At 31.4% G+C, this 24,820-nt stretch carries 25 protein-coding genes and 1 tRNA gene; 7 read left to right on the forward strand and 19 right to left on the reverse strand.

From position 1 onward, the window contains the following. Positions 1–46: 46 nt before the first annotated feature. The gene (gene glnA, locus HA143_RS04735; RefSeq protein ID WP_209083561.1) at positions 47–1,468 is read right to left on the reverse strand and encodes a type I glutamate--ammonia ligase; all 1,422 of its coding nucleotides are present in this window, start codon (positions 1,466–1,468) and stop codon (positions 47–49) included. 212 nt (positions 1,469–1,680) lie between these two features. Here glnA and HA143_RS04740 point away from each other — a divergent pair, with 212 nt between their 5' ends. Further along, entirely contained in the window at positions 1,681–2,865 is a 1,185-nt protein-coding gene (locus tag HA143_RS04740) for a pyridoxal-phosphate-dependent aminotransferase family protein (RefSeq protein WP_209083563.1), read from the forward strand. Here HA143_RS04740 and HA143_RS04745 read toward each other — a convergent pair. Then, on the reverse strand, positions 2,840–3,301 hold the full coding sequence (locus tag HA143_RS04745; protein ID WP_209083565.1) for a nucleoside deaminase: 462 nt from the start codon (positions 3,299–3,301) through the stop codon (positions 2,840–2,842). The genes HA143_RS04740 and HA143_RS04745 overlap by 26 nt on opposite strands. Before the next feature lie 97 nt (positions 3,302–3,398). Between HA143_RS04745 and HA143_RS04750 the strand changes: the two genes are divergently transcribed. Continuing rightward, positions 3,399–4,790, forward strand: coding sequence for a pyridoxal phosphate-dependent decarboxylase family protein (locus tag HA143_RS04750; RefSeq protein WP_209083572.1), 1,392 nt, complete (start codon positions 3,399–3,401; stop codon positions 4,788–4,790). A gap of 126 nt (positions 4,791–4,916) precedes the next feature. Here HA143_RS04750 and HA143_RS04755 read toward each other — a convergent pair whose 3' ends face one another. The 5 genes from HA143_RS04755 to pyk are packed head-to-tail and all read right to left on the reverse strand — an operon-like array spanning position 4,917 to position 10,479. Continuing rightward, positions 4,917–6,416, reverse strand: a complete 1,500-nt coding sequence (locus tag HA143_RS04755) for a GTP-binding protein (RefSeq protein WP_209083575.1) — start codon at positions 6,414–6,416, stop codon at positions 4,917–4,919. 1 nt (position 6,417) lies between these two features. Next, complete coding sequence (gene lspA, locus HA143_RS04760; protein WP_209083577.1) at positions 6,418–6,876, reverse strand: signal peptidase II; 459 nt, start codon at positions 6,874–6,876, stop codon at positions 6,418–6,420. Beyond that, positions 6,876–7,445, reverse strand: a complete 570-nt coding sequence (locus HA143_RS04765) for a biotin transporter BioY (RefSeq protein ID WP_209083578.1) — start codon at positions 7,443–7,445, stop codon at positions 6,876–6,878. Before HA143_RS04765 ends, lspA begins: the two co-directional genes overlap by 1 nt. Positions 7,446–7,460: 15 nt before the next feature. Next, complete coding sequence (locus tag HA143_RS04770) at positions 7,461–8,693, reverse strand: ABC transporter permease (RefSeq protein ID WP_209083583.1); 1,233 nt, start codon at positions 8,691–8,693, stop codon at positions 7,461–7,463. Positions 8,694–8,697: 4 nt separating this feature from the next. Then, complete coding sequence (gene pyk, locus HA143_RS04775) at positions 8,698–10,479, reverse strand: pyruvate kinase (RefSeq protein ID WP_209083585.1); 1,782 nt, start codon at positions 10,477–10,479, stop codon at positions 8,698–8,700. A gap of 61 nt (positions 10,480–10,540) precedes the next feature. Between pyk and HA143_RS04780 the strand changes: the two genes are divergently transcribed. Beyond that, positions 10,541–10,870 carry a nucleoside triphosphate pyrophosphohydrolase family protein gene (locus HA143_RS04780; RefSeq protein WP_209083587.1) on the forward strand — a complete coding sequence of 110 codons (330 nt, stop codon included), beginning with the start codon at positions 10,541–10,543 and terminating at the stop codon, positions 10,868–10,870. A gap of 3 nt (positions 10,871–10,873) precedes the next feature. On the opposite strand, the gene HA143_RS04785 is transcribed toward HA143_RS04780, so the two are convergent. From HA143_RS04785 to ilvA, 3 genes are read right to left on the reverse strand one after another with little or no spacing between them, the layout of a single operon-like run. Beyond that, on the reverse strand, positions 10,874–11,176 hold the full coding sequence (locus HA143_RS04785) for a YggT family protein (protein ID WP_209083589.1): 303 nt from the start codon (positions 11,174–11,176) through the stop codon (positions 10,874–10,876). A 37-nt stretch (positions 11,177–11,213) separates the two neighbouring features. After that, positions 11,214–11,768 carry an SMC-Scp complex subunit ScpB gene (gene scpB / locus HA143_RS04790; RefSeq protein ID WP_209083605.1) on the reverse strand — a complete coding sequence of 185 codons (555 nt, stop codon included), beginning with the start codon at positions 11,766–11,768 and terminating at the stop codon, positions 11,214–11,216. Positions 11,769–11,786: 18 nt separating this feature from the next. Further along, the gene (gene ilvA, locus HA143_RS04795; protein ID WP_209083612.1) at positions 11,787–13,328 is read right to left on the reverse strand and encodes a threonine ammonia-lyase, biosynthetic; all 1,542 of its coding nucleotides are present in this window, start codon (positions 13,326–13,328) and stop codon (positions 11,787–11,789) included. Between the two features lie 116 nt (positions 13,329–13,444). On the opposite strand from ilvA, the gene dxs reads away from it, so the two are divergent. After that, positions 13,445–15,334 carry a 1-deoxy-D-xylulose-5-phosphate synthase gene (gene dxs, locus HA143_RS04800; RefSeq protein ID WP_209083614.1) on the forward strand — a complete coding sequence of 630 codons (1,890 nt, stop codon included), beginning with the start codon at positions 13,445–13,447 and terminating at the stop codon, positions 15,332–15,334. A gap of 19 nt (positions 15,335–15,353) precedes the next feature. On the opposite strand, the gene psaK is transcribed toward dxs, so the two are convergent. The 9 genes from psaK to HA143_RS04845 all read right to left on the reverse strand — a co-directional run bounded on the left by psaK (position 15,354) and on the right by HA143_RS04845 (position 21,551). Further along, the gene (psaK, locus tag HA143_RS04805; RefSeq protein ID WP_032526172.1) at positions 15,354–15,614 is read right to left on the reverse strand and encodes a photosystem I reaction center subunit PsaK; all 261 of its coding nucleotides are present in this window, start codon (positions 15,612–15,614) and stop codon (positions 15,354–15,356) included. Between the two features lie 66 nt (positions 15,615–15,680). Then, complete coding sequence (locus HA143_RS04810; protein WP_209083615.1) at positions 15,681–16,016, reverse strand: DUF3593 domain-containing protein; 336 nt, start codon at positions 16,014–16,016, stop codon at positions 15,681–15,683. Then, positions 16,009–16,311, reverse strand: a complete 303-nt coding sequence (locus HA143_RS04815) for a DUF2499 domain-containing protein (protein ID WP_209083617.1) — start codon at positions 16,309–16,311, stop codon at positions 16,009–16,011. The genes HA143_RS04810 and HA143_RS04815 overlap by 8 nt, the downstream gene beginning before the upstream one ends. Before the next feature lie 3 nt (positions 16,312–16,314). Then, positions 16,315–16,848, reverse strand: a complete 534-nt coding sequence (locus HA143_RS04820; RefSeq protein WP_209083618.1) for a peroxiredoxin — start codon at positions 16,846–16,848, stop codon at positions 16,315–16,317. A gap of 5 nt (positions 16,849–16,853) precedes the next feature. Beyond that, positions 16,854–17,090: a 50S ribosomal protein L28 gene (rpmB, locus tag HA143_RS04825; RefSeq protein ID WP_209083620.1), complete on the reverse strand. Its 237-nt coding sequence runs from the start codon at positions 17,088–17,090 to the stop codon at positions 16,854–16,856. Between the two features lie 40 nt (positions 17,091–17,130). Beyond that, a complete protein-coding gene (htpG, locus tag HA143_RS04830; protein WP_209083622.1) occupies positions 17,131–19,035 on the reverse strand; it encodes a molecular chaperone HtpG in 1,905 nt (634 codons plus the stop codon). 117 nt (positions 19,036–19,152) lie between these two features. Next, positions 19,153–20,304: an ATP phosphoribosyltransferase regulatory subunit gene (locus HA143_RS04835; RefSeq protein ID WP_209083623.1), complete on the reverse strand. Its 1,152-nt coding sequence runs from the start codon at positions 20,302–20,304 to the stop codon at positions 19,153–19,155. An 18-nt stretch (positions 20,305–20,322) separates the two neighbouring features. Continuing rightward, positions 20,323–21,171, reverse strand: coding sequence for an inositol monophosphatase family protein (locus tag HA143_RS04840; protein ID WP_209083625.1), 849 nt, complete (start codon positions 21,169–21,171; stop codon positions 20,323–20,325). A 5-nt stretch (positions 21,172–21,176) separates the two neighbouring features. After that, positions 21,177–21,551, reverse strand: a complete 375-nt coding sequence (locus tag HA143_RS04845) for a 2Fe-2S iron-sulfur cluster-binding protein (protein ID WP_209083627.1) — start codon at positions 21,549–21,551, stop codon at positions 21,177–21,179. Positions 21,552–21,600: 49 nt separating this feature from the next. On the opposite strand from HA143_RS04845, the gene HA143_RS04850 reads away from it, so the two are divergent. The 3 genes from HA143_RS04850 (at position 21,601) to HA143_RS04860 (ending at position 24,801) form a co-directional block, all read left to right on the forward strand. Continuing rightward, positions 21,601–21,687: transfer RNA gene (locus HA143_RS04850), tRNA-Ser, on the forward strand. A 206-nt stretch (positions 21,688–21,893) separates the two neighbouring features. Next, positions 21,894–23,891 (forward strand): molecular chaperone DnaK, encoded by a 1,998-nt coding sequence (gene dnaK / locus HA143_RS04855; protein WP_209083629.1) that lies wholly within the window; start codon positions 21,894–21,896, stop codon positions 23,889–23,891. After that, positions 23,875–24,801: a DnaJ C-terminal domain-containing protein gene (locus HA143_RS04860; RefSeq protein ID WP_209083631.1), complete on the forward strand. Its 927-nt coding sequence runs from the start codon at positions 23,875–23,877 to the stop codon at positions 24,799–24,801. The genes dnaK and HA143_RS04860 overlap by 17 nt, the downstream gene beginning before the upstream one ends. Positions 24,802–24,820 lie beyond the last annotated feature (19 nt).

The following is a 24,820-nucleotide window of genomic DNA, read 5'->3' on the forward strand; positions in this document are numbered from 1 at the left end:
TGTGATAATTCTCAAATTGTTTTTTTTTTATAATAAATTCTTTTACTTATGCGTCGTAGTACATAAAGAATTCATGTGGATGAGGCCTCTGTCTTAATTGTTGTACCTCTTCGTATTTTATATCAATAAAGTTATCAATAAAATCTTCAGTAAATACTCCACCAGCTAATAAATAATCCTTGTCTGCTTTCAAGGCATTAAGTGAATCATTAAGAGATGACGGTACGGTATCAATTTTTGCAAGTTCCTCAGATGGAAGTTCGAATAAATCTACATCTACACCGTCACCAGGATCTATTTGATTTTTGATTCCATCAATACCAGCTAGCATCATTACAGAGAAAGCTAAGTATGGATTAGCGAGTGCATCACCTGATCTAAATTCTAATCTTTTAGCTTTTGGGCTTGGACCAGTTAGAGGAATTCTGACTGCAGCAGATCTATTACCCTCAGAATAAACTAGATTTACAGGTGCTTCGAATCCTGGAACTAATCTTTTATAACTATTTGTAGTTGGATTAGTAAATGCTAGGAACGAGGGAGCATGTTTAAGTATACCTCCTATGTACCATCTAGCTGTTTGAGATAAATTTGCATAAGCACCTTCACCAAAAAATAGAGGCTGTCCACCCTTCCATAAACTTTGGTGTACGTGCATTCCAGTCCCATTATCGTTAAAAACAGGCTTAGGCATGAAAGTTGCAGTTTTGCCGTATTTTTTTGCAACATTTCTTACAACGTATTTATAAGTCATTACGTTATCGGCAGAATTTATTAACGAATCAAATTTCATTCCAAGCTCGTGTTGGCCGGCACCAGCAACTTCATGGTGATGTTTTTCTGTCGGGATACCTAATTCACCCATTAGAAGAAGCATTTCAGATCTAATATCTTGTGCTGTATCATTTGGCGAAACAGGAAAATAACCTTCTTTATATTGGATCTTATATCCTAAATTTCCTCCTTCTTCTATTCTCCCTGTGTTCCATGGAGCTTCAATAGTATCAACACTATAAAAACAAGAGCCCTCTTTTGAGTCATATCTCACATCATCAAACAGGAAAAATTCTGGTTCAGGTCCAAAAAAGGCTGTATCAGCTATCCCAGTAGATTCTAAGTACTTTAATGCCTTTTGAGCTAACGATCTTGGGCATCTATCATAAGGCTCCCCGCTTCTTGGCTCTTGTATAGAGCAAATCATACTTAAAGTTTTATGTTTGTAAAAAGGATCGATCCATGCTGTACTTGCATCAGGAACCATTGACATATCAGAGGCATTAATTGCTTTCCAACCTCTTATTGATGATCCATCAAATGCAAGTCCTTCTGTAAATGAATCCTCTTCAATCATGTCTGATGTAAGAGTTAAATGTTGCCATTTCCCATGAATGTCTGTGAATTTTAAATCGATTAGTTCAATTCCTTCGTCTTTAATTTGACTTAAAACATCTTGTGGAGACTTAGACATAATTTTGTGATACCTTATATGAAATTAATAACTAGATGATTCTTGTTATGTATCAACCGTAACCTTTTTAAAGACTAGATGTCTTCTTTGAGTGTTTCAAGTCATAAGTTTAAGAATTGTTTACTTAAATATTTAAATTGAATGAATTTCTTTAAATAAATATCGCTTATGTGGCGAAATTAGTCTAATTTAAAAGTAATTGATGTAATGCTTTGACAGAAGCAAAACTTATTTCGACTTTAAATGAAGAGAATTTATCTCATTTCTCCAAAACTTTTGTCCCCTCTAGAATTTTATTAGGTCCTGGTCCCTCCAACGCACATCCAGAGGTTTTAACCGCCCTTTCCCTTAATCCTATTGGTCATTTAGATGAAGCATATATTTCATTGATGTCTGATGTTCAACAACTTCTAAGGTATACTTGGCAGTGCAATAATCGTCTTACTCTTCCTATGAGTGGTACAGGAAGTGCTGCTATGGAAGCCTCCATCGCTAATTTTATAGAGGAGGGAGAAAAGATTCTAATTGCTAAAAAAGGATATTTTGGAGACAGACTAGTTGATATGTCAACTAGATATAAAGCTGACGTTTCGGTTATTGAAAAACCATGGGGTGAGGCTTTTTCTTATGAAGAAATTAAATATGAAATAGAGACTAAAAAACCTGCTATCTTTGCAATTGTTCATGCTGAAACATCTAGTGGTGTTTTACAACCTCTTGATGGAATTGGTGATATATGTAGAAAAAATAATTGTTTGTTTTTAGTTGATGCTGTTACCTCGCTTGGGGCTTTAGAACTATTGATAGATGAATGGAAAATAGATTTAGCATATAGTTGTAGTCAGAAGGGATTAAGTTGCCCGCCAGGATTAAGCCCTTTTACTATGAATAAGAGAGCTGAAGAAAAACTAAGTTCAAGAAAAACAAAAGTACCTAACTGGTATTTAGATTTATCTCTTTTAAATAAATATTGGGGTTCTGATCGTGTTTACCATCATACTGCCCCCGTAAATATGAATTTTGCTATTCGTGAAGGGTTACGATTAATTGCTAATGAGGGTTTGGAGAATGTTTGGAATAGGCATAATACTAATGCAAAAAAACTATGGAATGGCTTAGAAAGTTTAGGCATGGAATTACATGTTTCAAAAGATTATCGATTGCCAACTCTCACAACAGTAAAGATTCCTCCAGCAGTTGATGGAGATGGGTTTAGAAATCATCTTTTAAGAAACTTTGGAATAGAAATAGGCAATGGACTTGGAGAATTATCTGGTAAGGTATGGCGTATAGGATTAATGGGCTTTAATTCAAGTGAAGAGAATGTAGACAGATTATTAAATCTTTTTGATACTGAATTAAAGAAATATTCTATTTTTGAGTCCTCAACTTTTTAAACCATAAGTGTAAGATTTCACTACATTTATCTTCTAGAATGCCTCCTATAATCTCCATTTTGTGATGAGAACTTTTATGTTTTGATAAATCAATTGAACCGCCCAAACCGCCTCTTTTTCTATCGAAAGCGCCAAAAACAACTTTGCCCATCCGTGCTTGAATAAGTGCAGAAGCACACATGGTACATGGCTCTAAATTTGTGATAATAATACATTCATTAAATCTCCAATCATCTTTTATTAGGGATGCCTGCCTTAGTGCCATTATTTCAGCATGACCTAAAGGGTCTTTGTTTATATTTCTCCTGTTAACTCCTCTTCCAATACATCTTCCTCTCTCATCTAAAATTACTGAAGAGATAGGTAACTCAACTTTTCCAATTTCTTCCGATCTTCTTAATATCGAATTCATCCATTTAGAGTATTCTGACTTCATTGTTATGTTTGTTTGATCTCAATTACTATTTTCATTTTCAAAAATATACCTCATTTAATAATATTGAGAATAAACTTATTAATAGATATCTTATCTGATGACTGAAGATTTAATTAATAAAAAAGATATTTACTTCCCCTCTTATTTAGGGACTAACGATAACTTGATTATTCTTCTAAATAGAGCAACTAAAACTCTTTGTAATTGGTTCTCTAAATCCGAGATATCTGGTCCTTTACCTTTTGATGAAAATTTTAAGTGCATCATGCCTGAGGAGGATGGCAATTCAGTAGAAGATTTGTTTTCTGAGATTGAATCCCTTATGAACAATTCTTTTAATCCAGTTCATCCGGGTTCCCTAGCTCACCTTGATCCCCCACCTTTGATTTTCTCTATATTAGGTGATCTAATTTCTGCTGGTTTAAATAATAATCTTCTAGCTTACGAGTTATCTCCAAGTGTTACTTTGCTTGAGGAATCATTATGCAAATGGTTTGCTAAGAAAATAGGTTTTAATGATTCTTCAGGAGGCATAGCAGCTAGCGGAGGTACTTTAAGTAATTTGAATGCACTTATTGCTGCTAGACATACTTCCGGATTAGGTTCAGATCCTAATTCTGTATTACTTATAAGTGAAGATGCTCATTCTTCCTTTATTAAATGCACTAAAATAATGGGTCTTAATGAAAAAAATCTCGTAAGGATTAAAACTGATAATAATGGTTGTATGGATATACAAAATCTTAGAAAAACATTAGATAATTGTTCAATAGAAAATAAAAAAATATTTGCTGTTGTTGCGACCCTAGGAACAACTGTAAGAGGAGCAATTGATCCTATCTATGATATAAGTGCAATATGCAAAGAAAGAAATATATGGTTACATGTCGATGGCTCCATTGGAGGTATTTTTGCCATAACTTCTATTCCAATAGAGGGTTTAAAAAATATTAAGCATGCTAATTCCATAACAATAAATCCTCAAAAAATAATTGGCATAACGAAGACGTCCTCTCTGTTATTAGTTTCAAATATGAGTACTTTAGAAAATACCTTTTCTACTGGACTTCCATACATATCATCTAAAGAAAACATTATAAACAGAGGGGAGATAGGCATACAAGGTTCTAGACCCGCAGAGGTTATAAAACTTTGGCTTGGGTTACGTTTTTTAGGTATTAAAGGAATAGAAGATATATTAAATTCATCAATAAATAGAAAAAACTTTTTCATGAGAAATATTAGTAAAAATAAATTTGAAATATATTCAGGGCCTTTACATATTGTTTCATTCTTACCAAAGGGTCTTACCCATAAAGACTCCGATCTCTGGACTCAAAATAAAGTTAATGAACTAATGAAAAATAATTTTATGCTTTCAAGACCTAAATTTAAAGGAAAATATTTTTTAAGATTAGTCCTGGGGAACTACAATACGAAAGAATCTCATATTGAAGAACTTTTGAAATTTTTAAATGATTATCAATGAATATCGGTAGACCAAAAATTATTGCCATAGTAACAGGGTTTATCTCTATAGCCATTTGTATTGCATACTTATTTTTAATAACTATCTTTGATTCCAGAAATTTTCTTAATGATCAATTATCAAATCTTACATAGGAAATGGGGGTAACCTTTTATTTGATTTAATATACTTTTGGATTTCAATTTTTGAAATTGCTTCTTTGACGAAGGTATTTAGAATCTCTTCTCTCTTACTTATTCTGTAGACCTTATCAACTACTTCCTGAATCCCTCCATCCCCCCAATCTTGTCCATTTTTAAAATATTCAATCAAACTTAGTCCTACTATCCTTATTAACCAGCCTGCAGTAATAGATTGTATTGACTTAGAAATAATTATTTTAGTAAAACTTGTCGCTAAAGCAGGTGAGATAATGGCGAGTCCTCCTTTTAATATTCCTAGTTTAGCCAAAACACTTAGTAATGATTTAGATAAGTCTGTGGCATCTTTTTTAGTAAGTTTAATTTCATATATTTTTGATAATTCCATTATCATTTGAACGTTAACGGAAGTGGTTGTCAGAAAATCAATAGCAGGTAGTGGATTAACTAGTATTACCCCTCCTGTTATCCACATATATTTGTTAATTACTTTATTGGACATTAAATATCTTTGTTCTTCTATGAAATTTTTACTTTTTATACCTAATTTATTTGAGTGAAAAAGGATATTATGTGCCAGTAACTCTTCTCCATTATTTTCAAGCGTTTCTATTATTTCTCTAAATAAGCTTCCTACATCTGGACCTGAATTTAAAGTATCTGATTTTATATAAGGTGATGATTGAGGTACTGCAATTGTTTGAACAACTGAAATTTTATTTTTAATAGCGGAAGTAATAGAAATTATATTCTCTTTAATGAGTTTATTATCATCTCTTGACCTTAAATCACATTTATTTAGCACTATTATTATTTTTTTTCCTATTTTCAATAATTCTTTGATTAAATAGTTTTCGTATTTATTTATGTCCTGATCTAAAACAAATAGAACCAAATCAGAATTTGATGCTTGTAAAATTGTTGATTTTTCTCTTTCTTCGCCTAATTTAGATGGTTCAAATAATCCTGGAGTATCAATTATATTAATGTTTCTTTTTAAAATTGGTATTCGAATTTTATAACTATTAATTTGCTTAGTTGTACCTATTTTTGATGAAGTTCTTCCGATAATATTTTTCAATAAAGATCTAGCTATAGATGTTTTGCCAGAGGAGCCCGCTCCAAAAAGTGTAACTTTATAATCTCCCGTTTTTAATTGTTTCTCTAATTTATTTTTTTCATAATTTAACAATTCAACTTTTACTTTATCACTGATTTTTTTATTGATTCTTTCAATCCCATCCAAACTTGTTTTTGCTGCTCCATATGCATTTTTAAATGTAATTGCATTCGTTTTATTTTTATATATAACTTTATAAACTACCTTTTTAAATAATTTTTTATCAAGCTTGTAAAAGATATACAGTATTATTATTAAAAATAAAAGTGAATATATATTTGCTAGTTTTGTTAAGAGAGAAAATATAATATATAGAAATAAAATATTTAATAAATATTTTAAATACTTTATTTTCCAGTAATTCATATTATCTCTTATTTTTACGGAAATTATATATTAATAATATAAAACCAATATTAATAAATATGTCAGCGACATTAAATACTGGAAATTTTATTATATTTAAATTAATAAAATCAATAACAAAACCTTTTACTATCCTATCAATTCCATTACCGATAGTTCCGCCAAGAATAAAGCTATATGAGTAAAGTTCTGATAAATTAGAGTAAGTTTTTTTCAATATTAAATAAATAAGTATAATTGAAAAAATAATACTTACTATAGATAAGAATATTCTACTTCCGCTAAATATATTAAAAGCTGCACCGTAATTTTTTACGAAGTCTAATTTAAATAAAATAAAATCTTTATTTAAAAATATTTCGTAGTTATAATACATTAAATATTTCGTAATTTGATCTATTAGAATTATGAAAATACTTAAAAAGAAGAAATATGCTTTATTTTGAATCTTATTAATCATTATTTGTTATATTTAATATATTTTATAGGCTTAATTATTAATATTATTGGAAGAAGCATTATTAAATGATATCCAATTTTACCTGCAGAGTATTTTCCTAGATTGTATAAAAACATATTAAATTGATTGTAATATATTATTTGTATAAAGTTATAAAGTATCCCGGTTAAATGCATAGCAAATATTGCTAAACAACCATTTATTAAAAAGTTTCCAAAATTTATTTTACTTTTTTTATTTAGATTATCAATTATTATGATTAATGGATATGTTCCTAATAAATAACCAAAATTTGGAGTGAGCAAATATCCTATTGAACCACCTTGATGAAAAACTGGAGATATAAATAAGCCTAAAACAATATAAATAGTGAATGCTCTTAGAACTACTTTTCTATTAAATATAAGGGTTAATAAAATCACTGTTGGGATTTGCCATGTGATTGGTATTTCAATGTTATTACTTGATTTATCAATAAATCGAAGCGGGATATAAACAGGAATCATTGTTGATATTATTAATGATTGGAGACTCACAATTATCTCAATTAACTTATAAAAATTGAGCATGATTATAAATCCTATTTATAAACTTCTTAATGCAACAATCGGATCTAACTTTGAAGCTCTTTTTGCAGGTAAAACACCAAAGATTAAACCTATTGATCCTGAAATGATCATGGTGGAAAGAGTTGTTGTAATTCCTACAGATGCAGGAAGCGGTGTAATCAGAGATAAAAGGAAAACACCTGATAATCCACTTGTTGTTCCTATTAATCCCCCAATTGTAGATAAAATCAATGCCTCAATTAAAAATTGAATTAATATATCCGTCTGTTTTGCACCTATTGCTTTTCTAAGCCCTATCTCTTCTGTTCTTTCGCTAACAGAAACTAGCATAATATTCATAATTCCTATTCCTCCAACTACTAATGAAACTGCTCCAATACCTGCTAAAAGGAATGTCAGCCCACTTGTAATGTTAGTTACGATGTTTAATGCATCTTCTTGCGATCTAACCGCAAAGTCGTCATCTCTTATTATTTTATGTCTTTGCCTTAATAAGTTAGTAATTTGAAATTTAGCTGCACTAGTTGCATTTTTATTTTTAGCTTCTACACTTATGAAGCTTAAACTTACACCATATGTAGGATCCTTCCCTGTAATCCTATTAACCATAGTAGTCAATGGTATATAAGCATTTTTGTCTTGATTACTTCCAAATACTGCCCCTTTGGGTTTTAAAATTCCTATTATTTCATAAGTATGATCTTTAATTCTGATTTTTTCCCCAAGTGATGAAGATTTATTTTTGAAAAATTCATCTTTTAGATCAGGACCTATAACTACATAACTTCTCGAACTGTTAACATCGCTTTGGGATAAAAATCTTCCCTTATCTACTTCAAAATTTCTAACATCTAAAAATTCAGGAGTAACTCCTGCAATTGATATATTTAGGCTCTTCGAATTTGATTGAACTATTTCGTTTGCAGAGATTTGAGGAGCAACTTTTTTTACAGTTGGTACTTGATTACTGATTGCTACCGCATCTTCTAAAACGAGGGTTTTCGGAAATGAAATACCTCTTCTTCTAGTGTCATTATTGCCAGGAACAATAAATAAAACATTTGCCCCTAAATTACTTAATTGGTTTTTTGCTAATGTTTGTGCACCTCTACCAAGGCCTACGAGTGTAATTACTGATGCATTTCCTATAATTATCCCAAGCATTGTCAAAGAAGACCTCAATTTATTCGAAACTAATGTTTTGGTAGCCATTCCTAAGGCTTCTTTTATTGAGATATTCCTAGACATATTTCTATTTATCTATTGCTTCTTCCTCATCTTCAATTTGTCCCATATAAATTACCCCTTCATTAAGCTGCAAAGTTACCAGGTCACCATTAATAATTTGATGATCCTCAATATTTTCTAAATTACAGATAGTAGAAATCTTCTTATTTTTCTTATTAAATAATGTATAAACATCATCTACATTTGTGTCTGTAACAATTCCTGCAATATTTTTGCTCAATGGTACATCTTCTAACAATTCTTTTGGTACGAATAAAATTTCCCCTGGACAAATTAATGATAAATCAAGGTTTGAGTTTATTATTCTTGCTTTACCTGTAACTCCAATTTCACCTATTGAAATTCCTCTTGAAACAATTTTTCTTACTATACCGACTTTTATTAAATCTGTAGAACCGCTTATACCAGTTAGTGTGCCTGCAGTTTGAACCACTAAATCGCCTTGATTTAGGATCTCCATTTCCTGAGCAATTTGCATAGCTAAACTAAATGTTTTTGCTGTTCTTTCATCATTTTTTACCACTATCGGAGTAACTCCCCAAACCAGCTGCAATCTTCTCGCTACACTCCTCTCTGTAGTAGTAGCCAATATAGGAGTTGGTGGCCTAAATTTACTAACGTTTCGAGCTGTAGAACCTGATTTTGTTAAAGGAATTATGGCTCCTGCATCAAGTTGTCTAGCTATATTACTTACGGCTGCACTAATAGCATTCGGAATCGTACTTGGTAAGTGACTTTCTATAGCTTTAAGCGGATAATCCCTTTCAATTCTTCTCGCTATAGTTGCCATAGTTTGTACTGCCTCTACAGGATAATCACCAACGGCAGTTTCGTTTGAAAGCATTACTGCATCAGTTCCATCCAGTATTGCATTGGCAACATCGCTAACTTCAGCTCTAGTGGGTCTTGGATTCGAAGCCATGGAATCAAGCATTTGAGTCGCGGTAATTATTGGTATGCCTAATGAATTAGCTTTTCTTATTAATTCCTTCTGTAAAAGTGGGACTTCTTCAGCGGGCATTTCTACTCCTAAATCCCCTCTTGCGACCATCACCCCATCACATAAAGGTAATACAGTATCAATTTGATCTATTGCTTCAAATTTTTCTATTTTTGCGACTACGGGAGTGGAATGACCATTTTTGTTGATTAAATCTTTTATCTCGTTTATATCGGATGGATTTCTTACAAAACTTAAAGCTATCCAATCAACTCCTTCAGATAAACCGAATTTTAAATCTTCTTTATCTTTATCTGTTAATGCTTTTACTGATAATTGAACATCTGGGAAATTTACACCTTTATTATTTGAAAGAACACCGCCTACAGTTACCAAACATTCTAAAAGGTTAGATTTTTTATCAACTTTTTCTACAATCATTTCAATTTTACCATCATCTAATAGTATTCTTTTCCCTTCACTAACTTCTTGAGAAAGTTTGTCGTAGGTTACATTCGCAATAGTATTTGAACATTCGACTTCATTAGAGGTTAGCGTAAATTTATCCCCTTTTCTTACTTTGACTGGACCATCTTTGAATCTTCCTAATCTGATTTTAGGTCCTTGAAGATCTTGCAGTATACCAATATCAATATCTAACTTTTTTGAAACCTCCCTAATAGTTTTAATTCTCTCTGCATGATCTTTATGATCTCCATGTGAGAAATTTAATCTGAATGTTGTTACTCCAGCTTTAATTAAATCTGTAATTATCTCTTCAGATTGAGTTGCAGGACCAATAGTGGCTACAATTTTTGTTCTTCTTTTTAAATCAATATTCGACATATATAAATAATATTGCTAGATATAAATAAATTTAACATACCCAAAGTGAGTTAATTAAGTCATGGATTTTAAAACTTATCAGAAAAAAGCAAGAGAAACTGCGCAATATCCAAATTTAGGCTCAAATAATATTTACCCAACTCTTGGTTTGGTTGGGGAAGCTGGTGAAGTTGCAGAAAAAGTTAAAAAAGTTATTAGGGATAAAAAAGGAATATTTGATAATGAGTCAAAACAAGGAATTAAAAAGGAGTTAGGTGATGTTTTATGGTACATATCAAATCTTTGTACAGAATTAAACTTCAATTTGGAGGATGTTGCATTACAAAACCTAGAAAAACTAAAATCAAGAGCTGCTACAGGTAAGATATCTGGATCTGGTGATGATCGCTAACTTTTAATATCCAAATCCACTGCCTTGGTTGAGTAAAAAGGTTATTAATTGAGGTATGAATCCTTGTATAACTTGAAAAAGAATTAAGGCTAATAATGAAGATATGTCGAATCCTCCAAGTGGTGGGATGATACCTCTAAATATATTTAAATATGGATCTGTTATGGATGCTAATGCTGATAATATGCCATTACTCCAATCAATTCCAGGAAACCACGTCAGAAGTATTCTAATTATCAATAGGGCGTAGTAAAGAGATAAAGTTGTACCGATAACTTGTAATATTGAAATTGTTATTCCAGTCATTTAAAAAAATAAATAATTTAATTCTAACATTTACTTATTATTGCTGCTTATCCTTTCGGCTGCCTATTTTTGAAAGATATTCATTACTCACAGCAAAAGTTTGGAAAAACTTTTCAGATAATGTCAACCAAAATGATCTTCCATCTTTTTGCTTTCGTTTGACAATGAATTTTTTATCTAATAATTCTTTAATATGATCATATGCTCCTGACCCTCGAAGAAGTATAAGATCCGATTGGAGTATCTTTTTTTTGATGGCAATAGTTGCCAAGGTCCTTAATTCTGATGTTTTCAACTCAGAAGGCAGTAAATCCTCTACAAAATCATTAAGAATAGATTTTAGTTCGAGACAACAACTATTACTTATTTCATTTAATTCAATTGCTGAGTTTGGATTGGAATATTTATTTCTTAGTTCTTTAATTGCATCATTGATTGAGTTGATATCAGAATTAGTAATTTCTGAAAGATCCTTTTTTGTTATTGGCCTGCCTTTCAAATAAAGGACAGCCTCTACTCTGGTAACAAGATCTATATCAGATAGTTGCTTATTAATTTGCTCAGATTGATTAATTGTTATTACCGAAATCATTCCTAATTTACCTTAAATTTATTCTGGTGCACCAAGGAATAATTTATATGTATTGTTTTTAGTCTCATCCCAGTATTTATATCCTAAAATTTTTATAAATTTGTTCCACTCTGTAATTTCACTTCTATCGATTAGCACTCCAATAACAATTCTTCCAACATCAGCACCGTAATTCCGATAGTGAAATACACTTATTGACCAATTAGATTTCATATTATTTAAGAAATTTATTAAAGCTCCAGGTCTTTCAGGGAATTCGAATCTGTATAATAACTCCACAAAATTTCTATGATTCATTTCATTAAAATTCTTAGGCAATCTTCCACCTACCATATGTCTAAGATGGTTTTTAGATAATTCATCATCACTTATATCAATGAAAGAGTACTGCGAATTTCTAAATTCATCTAAAAGGTTTTTTTTATCAATTAATCCATAAACTTGGACTCCTACAAAGATCTGCGCATTTATAGAATTAGACATTCTATAGCTAAATTCAGTTAAGTTTCTATTATTCAGCAACCTACAAAAATTAATTAAACTACCAGCATGTTCAGGAATTTCAACAGCCATCATTACCTCTTTACATTCTCCAAGTTCAGCTCTTTCTGCCACAAATCTAAGCCTCTCAAAGTTCATATTCGCACCACATGCAATTGCCACCATTCTTTTATTTGAATGATTCGATATCAAAATATCTTTTTTCATCCCAGCAATTGATAAAGCCCCTGCGGGCTCTAGTATCGATCTAGTATCTTCAAAAACATCTTTTATTGCAGCACATATTTCATCTGTGTTAACCCGAATCATCTTATCAATATATTTTTTTCCTATATCAAATGTATTATTACCAACTTTTTTAACTGCCACGCCATCTGCAAATTGCCCTACCGCAGATAATTCCACAATTTTTGATTCTTCTAAGGATTTTGTCATAGCATCAGCGTCTTCAGGCTCTACTCCAATTATTTTTACTTCAGGCCATATATTTTTAATGTATAAAGATATTCCTGCTATTAATCCTCCACCACCAACAGCAATATAAATTGCATAAGGTTTATCTTTCAATTGCTGTTCAAGTTCAATAGCTATAGTTCCTTGTCCTGCTATAACATCTGGATCATCAAAAGGATGAATAAAACACAAGTTTCTTTCTTGGCTAATCCTTATTGCCTCTCTATAAGTTTCATCATAATTATCTCCAAATAATATTACTTTTGCTTTTAAATTTTTTACTGCATTAACTTTTACATTAGGTGTCGTAATTGGCATTAATATGGTTGCTTGGCAATTCAACTTGAGAGCACTAAGTGCTACTCCTTGAGCATGATTACCCGCACTTGATGTAATTACTCCCTGAGCAAGTTGAGATTTAGTGAGCTTACTCATTTTGTTATATGCGCCTCTTATTTTGAATGAAAATACATCTTGAAGATCTTCTCTTTTTAGAAAAACTTCATTTTTAAGCGTATTACTTAAATTATGAGCTTTTTCTAGTGGGGTTTTTTTTGCTACTTCATAGACTTCAGCCTGAAGTATTTTTTCAAAATAATCATTCATATATATATATTTAGCATTAATTATTAATCTAATAAAACATTACATGATCTATTTCAAAAAAATTACTCATTTTGCACCTCGGCGTTTTAGATTATATACATACCATTTTTTATGTAATGCTTTTAAGTGAGTTAGGTCATCCAAATCAACTACATGGCTTAACAGTTTCACAATTAGAGGAGATTGCTTGTCAAATTAGAGAAAGACATCTTCAAGTAGTATCAACTAGCGGAGGTCATCTTGGCCCTGGATTAGGTGTGGTTGAGTTAACTTTGGCTTTATATCAAACTCTTGATCTTGATTTTGACAAAGTTGTTTGGGATGTTGGACATCAAGGTTATCCTCATAAATTAATAACAGGTCGTTTCAGTCAATTTGATTCTCTTAGACAACAAAATGGTGTAGCGGGATATCTTAAAAGAAGTGAAAGTAAATTTGACCATTTTGGTGCAGGTCACGCAAGCACATCTATTTCTGCCGCTTTAGGAATGGCAATAGCAAGAGATAGAAAAGGTGAAAATTACAAATGTGTCGCTGTTATTGGAGATGGAGCATTGACTGGAGGAATGGCTTTAGAAGCTATAAATCACGCAGGTCATCTACCAAATACTCCTTTGGTTGTAGTATTAAACGATAATGATATGTCTATATCACCTCCAGTTGGAGCACTTTCCTCTTATTTAAATAAGGTTAGACTTAGCCCCCAATTACAATTTTTGTCTGATAGTGTACAAGAAAGTGTTAAAAATATTCCTTTAATTGGTAAAGATATTCCAGAAGAACTAAAAAATATCAAAGGAAGCGTTAGAAGATTAGCTGTGCCTAAAGTTGGAGCTGTTTTTGAAGAACTTGGATTTACATATATGGGTCCTATTGATGGTCATGATATTGGAAATTTAATTAATACATTTAACGCTGCTCATCGACTTAAAAAACCTGTACTTGTTCATGTTGTTACAACTAAAGGTAAAGGATACCCTTATGCAGAAGCTGATCAAGTTGGGTACCATGCACAATCTGCATTTGATCTAACAACTGGGAAATCTATTCCATCAAAGAAACCAAAGCCTGTTAGCTACAGTAAAATTTTTGGTCAAACTCTATTGAAAATTTGTGAACAAGATAGCAAAGTTATTGGTATTACTGCAGCAATGGCGACTGGTACTGGTTTAGATATATTGCAAAAAAATATACCAGATCAATATGTCGATGTAGGAATAGCTGAACAGCATGCAGTTACTCTTGCTGCAGGTATGTCCTGCGATGGTCTTAAACCTGTTGTAGCTATTTACAGTACTTTTCTTCAACGAGCTTTCGATCAATTAATTCATGATGTTGGGATACAAAATTTACCTGTATCTTTCGTTCTCGATAGAGCTGGAATAGTTGGAGCTGACGGTCCTACTCACCAAGGGCAGTACGATATCAGTTATATGAGATCCATTCCTAACTTTGTCTTAATGGCGCCAAAAGATGAATCTGAATTACAGAGAATGTTAATAACATCAATTAATCATAAAGGACCTACAGCCCTAAGGATACCTAGAGGTTCTGGACTAGGCGTAGCTGTGATGGATGAGGGTTGGGAACCTTTGAATATTGGTGAAGCTGAAATACTAGAAGAGGGAAATGATATTTTAATTATTGCTTATGGTTCAATGGTCGCTTCAGCTATTGAAACATCAGAGATCTTAAAAGGTATGAACATTAATGCATGTATTGTAAATGCAAGATTTGTAAAACCTCTAGATAAAAATCTTATTATCTCTTTAGCAAGTAAGATTCAAAAAGTAGTAACGATGGAAGAAGGAACCTTAATTGGTGGATTTGGTTCGGCTATCGTTGAATTGTTTAACGATAATGAAGTAAATATTCCTGTATACAGGATTGGTATACCTGATGTTTTAGTTGATCATGCATCACCTGATCAGAGTAAAGAAAAGTTAGGTCTTATGCCTGATCAGATGGCAGATAAAATAATAGAGAAATTTAGATTAAATAATTAAGAATTAATTTAATTAAACTCTATAAAACACCACGTGATGCTAATCCAAGGATGGCACCTATTCCGAATATGTGGCCTAGGCAGTTAGCTCCAACAACTGATGCGTGACTTAAACCACCATAGAATTTTGAATTAGGTATTTCAAAACCATCATTAGGTTTTTGAATATTTGCTCTAGCTATTGCATAAGCAATACCATTACATGTAATCATTATCATGGCGCATTTTGGAGACCAAGAAAATGTTGCTGGATCTGCAGCTGCAAATAATGTAGTAAGCATAAAATTACGTTATTTTTATATATTCTCTAATACTTTTACCTAAAAAACACAAAATTGTAAAAGGTCTTAAGAGTTGTTTACTTCTAAAGTATTTAACATCTTTATGAATCCTAATAATATTACAAAATCGGCTAAGGTTAAGAAAAATTCAGCTGAACCATGTAGAAGGTCAACTTCAACAAGCGTTTTATGGTAAAAAGTTAGCGACAAAATAGATAATATTATAGTTATAAATACAAAGAAAACTGTCAAGGAATAGCCTGTTTTTACAAATCTATTGACAGAGTTGATTTTGTATAAGTAAAACAAAAATATTGAATATGGAATAATTGAAGCAGCAAATAATACGTTATTGTCAAAAGTCAATAATTTTTCTAAAAACCTTAAGAAAAAATCATTCATAATTCAATGATGCTTTGTATATAAAAATAGTTGCTAAAGCTAATGTTGAGTTACCTATAAAAGTCAAGATCCCTTGTAGAGTAACTAAACCATACAAAGATTCTTGATTATCGTATATATGCCAAGTAATTGCACACATGGCACTCGCTAAATTAGGAATCATAGCTAGGCTTAACCAAAAAAAACTTTTATATTTTTCAACATTACTTATTTTTTTTATTATAAATATTGCATAAATCCATTCAATGACTGATGAAATATGTATTAACCAAGTTCCAAATGATAATTCGTGCAAAATTTATATTTTTTTCTTTAATACGTTGAGAACTTCTTTAGCATGATTTATAGGTAAAACACTTATCCATCTATAGGATATTTTCCCATCTGGAGAAATCAAAAAAGTATTTCTATCTGAGAAAGGCGGAATCCAGGAACCATATCTATCACTAATAATACCGTCAGTATCAGATAGTAAAGTATAGTTTATTGATTTTTCACTGCAGAAACTATCATGAGAATCTTGATTATCAGCACTAATACCAACAATTTCTGCATTATATTTTGAAAAATCTTTTTTTAATTCTGAAAATCCTTTTGCTTCAAGAGTACAACCTGCTGTAAAATCCTTTGGATAAAAATACATAACAAGCCACTTACCTTGAAAATCGTTTAGCTCCCAAATTTTTTTTGTTGGTATGTTTTTGTTAAAGCCTTCCAGCTGAAAGTATGGAGCTAAATCATTAACTTCAGGAGCAAAATCAAAAGCGAATGCTGAATTACAATTAAATAAAAGAAAAAATGATATTAATATACCTTCAACTACATTTCTCATCAAATTTAGAATTTTTTTAAATCAACTCCATTTGATTTAGCGAATTTATCTAGACCTACTTTTTGTATAGATTTTAGAGCTTTGGTACTAATTTTCATATTTACCCATTTTCTTCCTTCATCCCACCAAAGTCTTCTTTTCTGAAGGTTAACTTGTTGTAATTTTTTTGTACGAATATGTGAGTGGCTTACTGCCATCCCGTTATTAGCTTTTGCACCAGTCAGTTCGCAAACTCTTGACATATTTTTTTGAGTTATATCTTTAAAAATTTTAACACATGACTTATGTTGTTGAACTAAGCAATTCTGAAATTAATTCAGCATTATTATTTTGTAAATTAATTATCTGTTCTTGATCTAATCCACCAACAGATAGTTTAGCCATATCGTAAACGTGATTAGCGATTTTGGTTGCCAATGGATTTTCAACAGGATCTTTTTTATCAACAATTATTTTATTTCCTGTGATTTTATTGAGGCCAACAATAAGTGGATGTTCTTTATTAATTAAGAGAACATGATATTCCGGTAAGCCAGGTATCTTTTGTTCCATGTAAGCACCCATATCATTAATTCTTCTCATTTGCTCTGGAAGCAAGATCATTGCAGGGGGAGCTCCTTTGCTTGAAAGTGACTGAACTTTAACTGTTACTTTTTCATTGTTAAGTGCCTTAATTATGGTATCTCTAAGATTTTCTGTATTTGATTTACCATCCTTATCAACAATTTCTTTTGATTCCTTATCATCTAGTTCATTGATTTCTGAATCAACTCTTTGGAATTGATAATCTTCGTTTTTACTTTCTAACCATGGGAGAAATTGTGCATCAATTAAGGGATCTGATTTGATAACTTCTTTGCTATCAGATAAACAGATATTTAATGCAGTTGACTGAGCAATCAGATCTGAACAGTAAATTATTTTTTTAGAATCTGCTATCTTATTTCGTTCTTTGTAATTTGCGAGAGTTGTAAAATACTTATTATTGGATTTAATAAGGGATTTATTTTCAATATCCTTACTTACGTCTTTCTCTGAATTGATTATTGTTTCGAAAATTATACTGTTATCAACTAAATCAGCAAATTTGTCATCTTCGATAGCACCAATTTTAATAAAAGCAGAGATGGAATCCCAAATTTCTGCATAAAATTCTGGAGAATTTTTTATCAAATCCTTCAATTTATTAGCAATTTTTTTTGAGATAAATGATGATATTGACCTTACTTTTCTATCTGTTTGTAAGGCACTCCTACTGACATTTAACGGTATGTCTGTAGAGTCAATAACTCCTCTAAGAGGTAAAAGGTATTTTGGTACAATCTCTTTAATTGAATCGCTTACGAATACTTGATTGCAAAATAGTTTAATTTCTCCCTTTTCCCAATCAGCTCTACCAGACAACTTGGGAAAATACAATATCCCTTGTATGTCATATGGATAATCTGTATTTAGATGAATCCATAACAGTGGATCTCCCTGAAAAGGATATAGGTATTTATATAACTCAATATAATCTTCATCTTTTAATTCACTAGGTTGTTTTCTCCAAGGAGGATTTTTCTTATTAATTATCTCACCTTCTAATAAAACATCTATTGGCATAAAATCACAATATTTTTTTATTAATGATTTAATCCTTTCAGGCTCAATAAACTCTTTTTCTTCTTCAAGTAAATGAAGTATCACATCTGTGCCAATTGTCTCTCTTTCTGATTTCTCTAATGTGAAATTTGGCGATCCATCACATGACCATTTGAAAGCTTTTGATTCACCAATGGCTGATTTAGTTAATATATCAACTCTTTCTGCCACCATGAAACTTGAATAAAAACCAAGTCCAAAATGACCTATAAATTCATCATTATCTTTTTTGTATTTTGTTAGGAATTCTTCTGCACTTGAGAAAGCTACTTGGTTTATATACTTCTTAATTTCTTCATCATTCATTCCAATTCCATTATCAGAAATCGTTAGAGTGTTTTTCTCACGGTCAATAGCTATTTTTACTTGAGCATCCTCAGTATTTTCGCAGTCACCAGCCATAGAGGCCATTCTTCGTTTACTAATTGCATCTACACCATTACTAACAAGTTCTCTTAAAAAGATTTCATGGTCAGAATATACTGCCTTTTTGATAATTGGGAAAATATTTTCGGTATTAATACGAATTTCGCCTTTTTCCATTTAAGAAAGAATTTAATATTTAAATATTATTTCCTCAAAACTAGTTAATCAAGTTTAATTAGGAGTATTGTCCGTACAATACATAAATTAAAAACTTAAATTAATTTTTAAAAGTTTTTATTTAACCCACAAAATATCAGTACAATTATTTTCTTTCATTATTTGATTGGCTTTAGCCAAGTCATCACATGGATTTAAATGTAAGACAGCAATATTTCCTCTTTTCTGTTGTTTTTTTTGTTCATTTATACCTTTCTCTAACAAATATGAATCTTTAAACATTAACAAAATCTTTTTTTTAGCTGTCTTTTCTTCCTTAATTAAATTTCTTAAAATGTCTATTGAAATTGTAAATCCAATCCCATTTAAGATTTTCTCATTAGGACTAAGGAATCTTACTAATTCATCATATCTTCCGCCTTTTGCGATAACGTTTTTATTTTTACCATTATCACTTATTAGTTGGAATACTATTCCTTCATATAAATTCAAGTGAGGTTGAAACGTGGGATCAAGTTGTAATTTAACACCATATTTATTTGATATTTTTGATAATGTTTCAAATAAAAAATTTAAGTCATCTAATGTTTTACTAGTACCATATATACTTTTCAATTTTTTTAATATTGCAATTGGTTCTCCTCTTGTGAATAAGAGATCTTTAAGTATATATTTATCATCTTCATCAATTCCTAATTTAGATAAATTATCTTGATCAAAATTAACCAGACATTTCTTGATTTCTTCAAAATTATTATTCTTATATTTATTTAAGATCAAGTCCATTATTTTTGTTGTACTAACTAGTAGAAATAAATTACGACCATCCTTCAAATTAATATTATCTATTGCATCAAACAATATATTAATAACTTCAATTTCTGGGTATTTTGTATCATATCCAATTAATTCAATTCCACTCTGTAGTTTCTCTTGCAACTTAAATGAATTTTTATTATTTTGTTTCTTATCAAAGACCATTCCATTGGTGAATAATCTTATAGGTCTTTTCTTATTTATTAATCTAGTAGATGACAATTTGACTATAGATGTTGTCATTTCTGGTCTAAGACATAATGAATTATTACTAACTATTCCCACAACCTGATTTTCTTCAATAACACCACGGCCTCTTATCGTCTCTAAAGTATTTATAAATGAAGGTGATACTTCTTCATAGCCCCATAGTTTATAAATACTATTTAAATTATTTATGATATTAGAGTTATTCTTTACATCTACTAATTTAATTTCCTTTATATCTGTCATTTTAATATTTAAAGATTTTTAGCTATAGAGATTTTTTTTAAATGGAGAAACTTTATCTAGTTCATTTTTTAATTCATTTTCAAGGCTGGGAGAGCACGCAAGAATTCTTCCAGAACTTAAATTAAATTCGCCTGCTGGATAATCAGAAATAATTCCACCAGCCTCTTTAACAATAATAGCACCGGCAGCTAGGTCCCAGACCTCTAATCCTTTTTCCCAGTATCCATCAATTTTACCTGCAGCAACAAATGCCAGGTCAACTGCTGCTGCTCCTCCTCTTCTAACTCCTCTAGTTTTATGTGTTAAATAACAAAATTCAGCATAATTATTATCCTCTGTCTCAAATCTGTCATAGGAAAAACCAGTTACAAGTAAACTATCAGAAAGATTACGAGGACTTGATACTTTAAGTTGACTATTATTGCAGAATGATCCCAAACCAATACAGGCTGAATATAGTTCATTTAAATAAGGTACTGATATAGCACCTATAATTGGCTTGTTTTTATATACAAGACCAATAGAAGTCCCAAAAAAAGGATATCCATGGGAGTAATTTGTTGTACCGTCCAATGGGTCTATACACCATGTCAAATCAGAGGATTTATTTAATTTCCCCGATTCCTCTGCATTTATAGAGATATTTGGTGTCTCTTCTACTAAATATTCTTTTATTTTATTTTCAACTTCTAAATCTACATTGGTTACAAGATCACCTTTCCTTCCTTTTGATGATATTTTTTGAATATTATTGTAATTAATTTTTAGAATTTCATTACCAATTTGAGCGGAGATTTTGGCTATTTCATACAGGCTAGATAAGTTTATTTGATTAGAAAGTTCATCTATTTCGCTTAGTTCGAACATGATAATTAATCTTCCTCAAATTCCCAAGGTGGGGCAACTCTTGTATTCCCTCTTCCAAAATACTGTCCAAATTGTAAATCATAAACTTCATCTTCGTAAGTTGTTTCCACCTCGAGATCTTCAGTGGCTTTAGCGACACAAAGAAGTGCATAACCTTTGTTCTTTAGGGCTTGAGATACCCCCATAGCTTCAGGTTGTTGCAACGATCCAGATATTATTTTAACTGCACAACTTGTACAGCAACCATTTCTACATGAAAATGGTAGCTTAAAACCTTTCTTTTCAAATTCCTTAAGAATATAATCATTACTATTAATCTGCTCTTGGTAGACCTTACCTGTTTCTTTATTTTTAATCGTGACTGTGAAAGTCTTGTTCAAATAACTTTCCTCAAAAATGGGTTGATAAAGGGTTAAAATGGTGTTATTGGGAGAGGTGGCCGAGTGGTTGAAGGCGCAGCACTGGAAATGCTGTATAGGGGCAACTTTATCGAGGGTTCGAATCCCTCTCTCTCCGTTTTATATTAGTTTATTTAGGTTAATTACATCAACAAAATTGTACAAATAATAAATTAAATAGTAATCAATTAGAAAAGTTATAAATAATCTTATTTATTTAAAATAAGTTGAAAATATTTGATTTTTACTATTATATGTAAATATCTTAGATAAAAATTAATTAAATTATTAGTAAATTTTGCTTTAATTTAGAGATCTAGAATCATGGGGCAAATAGTTGGAATTGATTTAGGTACTACTAACTCTGTTGTAGGAGTTATAGAAGCTGGTCGGCCAATTGTAATAGCTAATTCTGAAGGATCTAGAACAACACCTTCAATTGTAGGATTTACAAAAGACAAAGAAATAGTAATAGGTAGTCAAGCTAGAAGACAACTTGTTTTAAATCCAAAGAATACCTTTTATAACTTAAAAAGATTTATTGGTAGCGACTGGGATGAACTAGATGAGACGAGTATTTCTGTTCCGTATAATGTCAAAGCAAATAATAGTGGAAGTGTTAGGGTTCTTAGTCCTAATACAGAAAGAGAGTATGCTCCTGAAGAGTTAGTGAGCTCATTGATTAGAAAATTAATTAATGATGCTGAAACATATCTTGGAGATACTGTTGACTCTGCTGTTATTACAGTCCCTGCTTATTTTAATGAATCACAAAGGCAAGCTACAAAAGATTCTGCAATATTAGCTGGTATTAAAGTTGATAGAATCCTTAATGAACCTACTGCAGCTGCTTTAGCTTATGGTTTTGAAAAGAGTTCCTCTAATAATGTTTTAGTTTTTGATTTAGGGGGAGGAACATTTGATGTTTCTTTATTAAAAATTTCTAATGGTGTGTTTGATGTTAAAGCAACTTGTGGAGATACCCAACTAGGAGGAAACAATTTTGACTCTAAAATAGTAGATTGGCTTGCTGAAAAATTTCTTGCTAAACATGATATTGATCTAAGACGGGATAGACAAGCATTGCAGAGATTAACTGAAGCTGCTGAAAAAGCTAAATGTGAATTATCAGGATTGCAAAAAACAAAAATATCATTACCTTTTATAACCACAAGTAAAGAGGGACCATTACATATTGAAGAGACCTTTGATAGAAAAAAGTTTGAATCATTATCTCAAGATCTGTTAAACAGATTATTAGAGCCTGTGCAAATAGCCTTAGATGACTCTGGATGGAATGCAGAAGATATAGATGAGGTAGTTCTTGTCGGAGGAAGCACAAGAATCCCAATGGTTCAACAATTAGTCAAGACTATTGTTCCTAATGATCCCTGTCAATCTGTTAATCCAGATGAAGTAGTTGCAGTTGGCGCTGCAATACAATCAGGAATAATTAGTGGAGATTTACAAGATTTACTGTTAAATGATGTTACACCCTTATCTTTAGGTTTAGAAACTATTGGTGGCCTTATGAAGGTACTTATTCCACGTAATACACCAATACCAGTAAGAGAATCTGATGTTTTTAGTACATCAGAAGCTAATCAATCTTCAGTTGTTGTTCAAGTAAGGCAAGGTGAAAGGCCATTAGCATCTGAGAACAAATCACTCGGTAAGTTTAGGTTGTCAGGTATACCTCCAGCGCCTAGAGGAATCCCACAAGTTCAGGTAGCATTTGATATTGATGCTAATGGTCTTTTAGAAGTTAGTGCAACTGATAGAACAACTGGAAGAAAGCAAACAGTTACAATTTCTGGAGGCTCTAATTTAAATGAGCAAGAAATTAATTCGATAATTGAAGAAGCTAAATCAAAAGCTAATGAAGACAGAAAGAGGAGAACAGTTATTGATAGAAAAAATAGTGCTTTAACTCTTATTGCGCAAGCTGAGAGAAGGCTGAGGGATGCTTCTTTAGAATTTGGACCTTATGGAGCTGAAAGACAACAACGAGCTGTTGAATTAGCCATTCAAGATGTTGAAGAATACATAGATGATGATGATCCTCAAGAATTAGAAATTTCAGTAAGTTCTCTCCAGGAAGCATTATTTGGTTTAAACAGGAAATTTGCATCAGAAAGGAAAACTGATAATAATCCATTACAAGGTATTAAAAATACATTTGGATCATTAAAGGATGAACTTTTTTCTGATGAAGACTGGGATGATGATCCATGGGATAATCAAATGAATAGAAATTATAGAAATTCGAGGTATCGTAACTCTAGGGATGATGACCCATGGGACAATGACTATTACCTCTAAAAAAGACTATTTGTCGATTTTGGGTTTATCCCATGATTTCGACGATAAAGAACTTAAAAAGGCCTTTCGCAGAGAGGCAAGAAGATGGCATCCAGATTTAAATAAAAATGACCTAAATGCAGAAGAAAGATTTAAATTAATTAACGAAGCATACGAATACTTACGTGATCCAAATAAAAGAAATGAAAGTTCGTATATAAATTCAGAGTATATTAACGAAAATAATAATTTCAAAACAGGCTTTCCTGATTTTCAAGTTTATCTTGATTCATTATTTGGATATGAATACAACTCTGAGAATTACGACGAATATAATAATGAATCATTAGATGATGAATCCACAAATATAGAAAGTGATGAATTCTATAATTTTGAATACCCTACAACATCTCCAGATGAACCCCCTCCAGTTAAACTAGATCAAGATATTGAAACAATTATCGATTTAACTCCAGATGAGGCCTTAACTGGAGCTTCTATATTAATTGAACTTGAAGATAATACTATGGTTGAAGTTGATACACCTCCTTTCGCTGGAGATGGATGGAGATTAAGACTTGAAAATATTGCAAGGGGAGGAAAAGATCATTACTTACAGTTAAAAGTTCAAACGGAAAATGGTCTAAGAATCGATGGTTTGAGAGTTCTTTATAAACTCGAATTATTTCCTCATGATGCTCTTCTAGGTTGTGCTGTAGATGTTCCTACCCTTGATGGAAATGTAACCCTTCAGGTGCCTCCAAAATCATCTACTGGAAGAATGTTACGCTTGAAAGGCAGAGGTTTAAAATACGAAGATAATGTGGGTGATCAATATGTTGAAATCTTGGTAGTTATTCCTGCGGATATTAATGATGAAGAAATTGCTTTATATACAAGATTACAAGAATTATCACTTTCTGATTCTTAATCAAATATTATATAAATAG

It is taken from the genome of Prochlorococcus marinus CUG1415, from assembly GCF_017696015.1.
Classification (GTDB): domain Bacteria; phylum Cyanobacteriota; class Cyanobacteriia; order PCC-6307; family Cyanobiaceae; genus Prochlorococcus_A; species Prochlorococcus_A marinus_AE.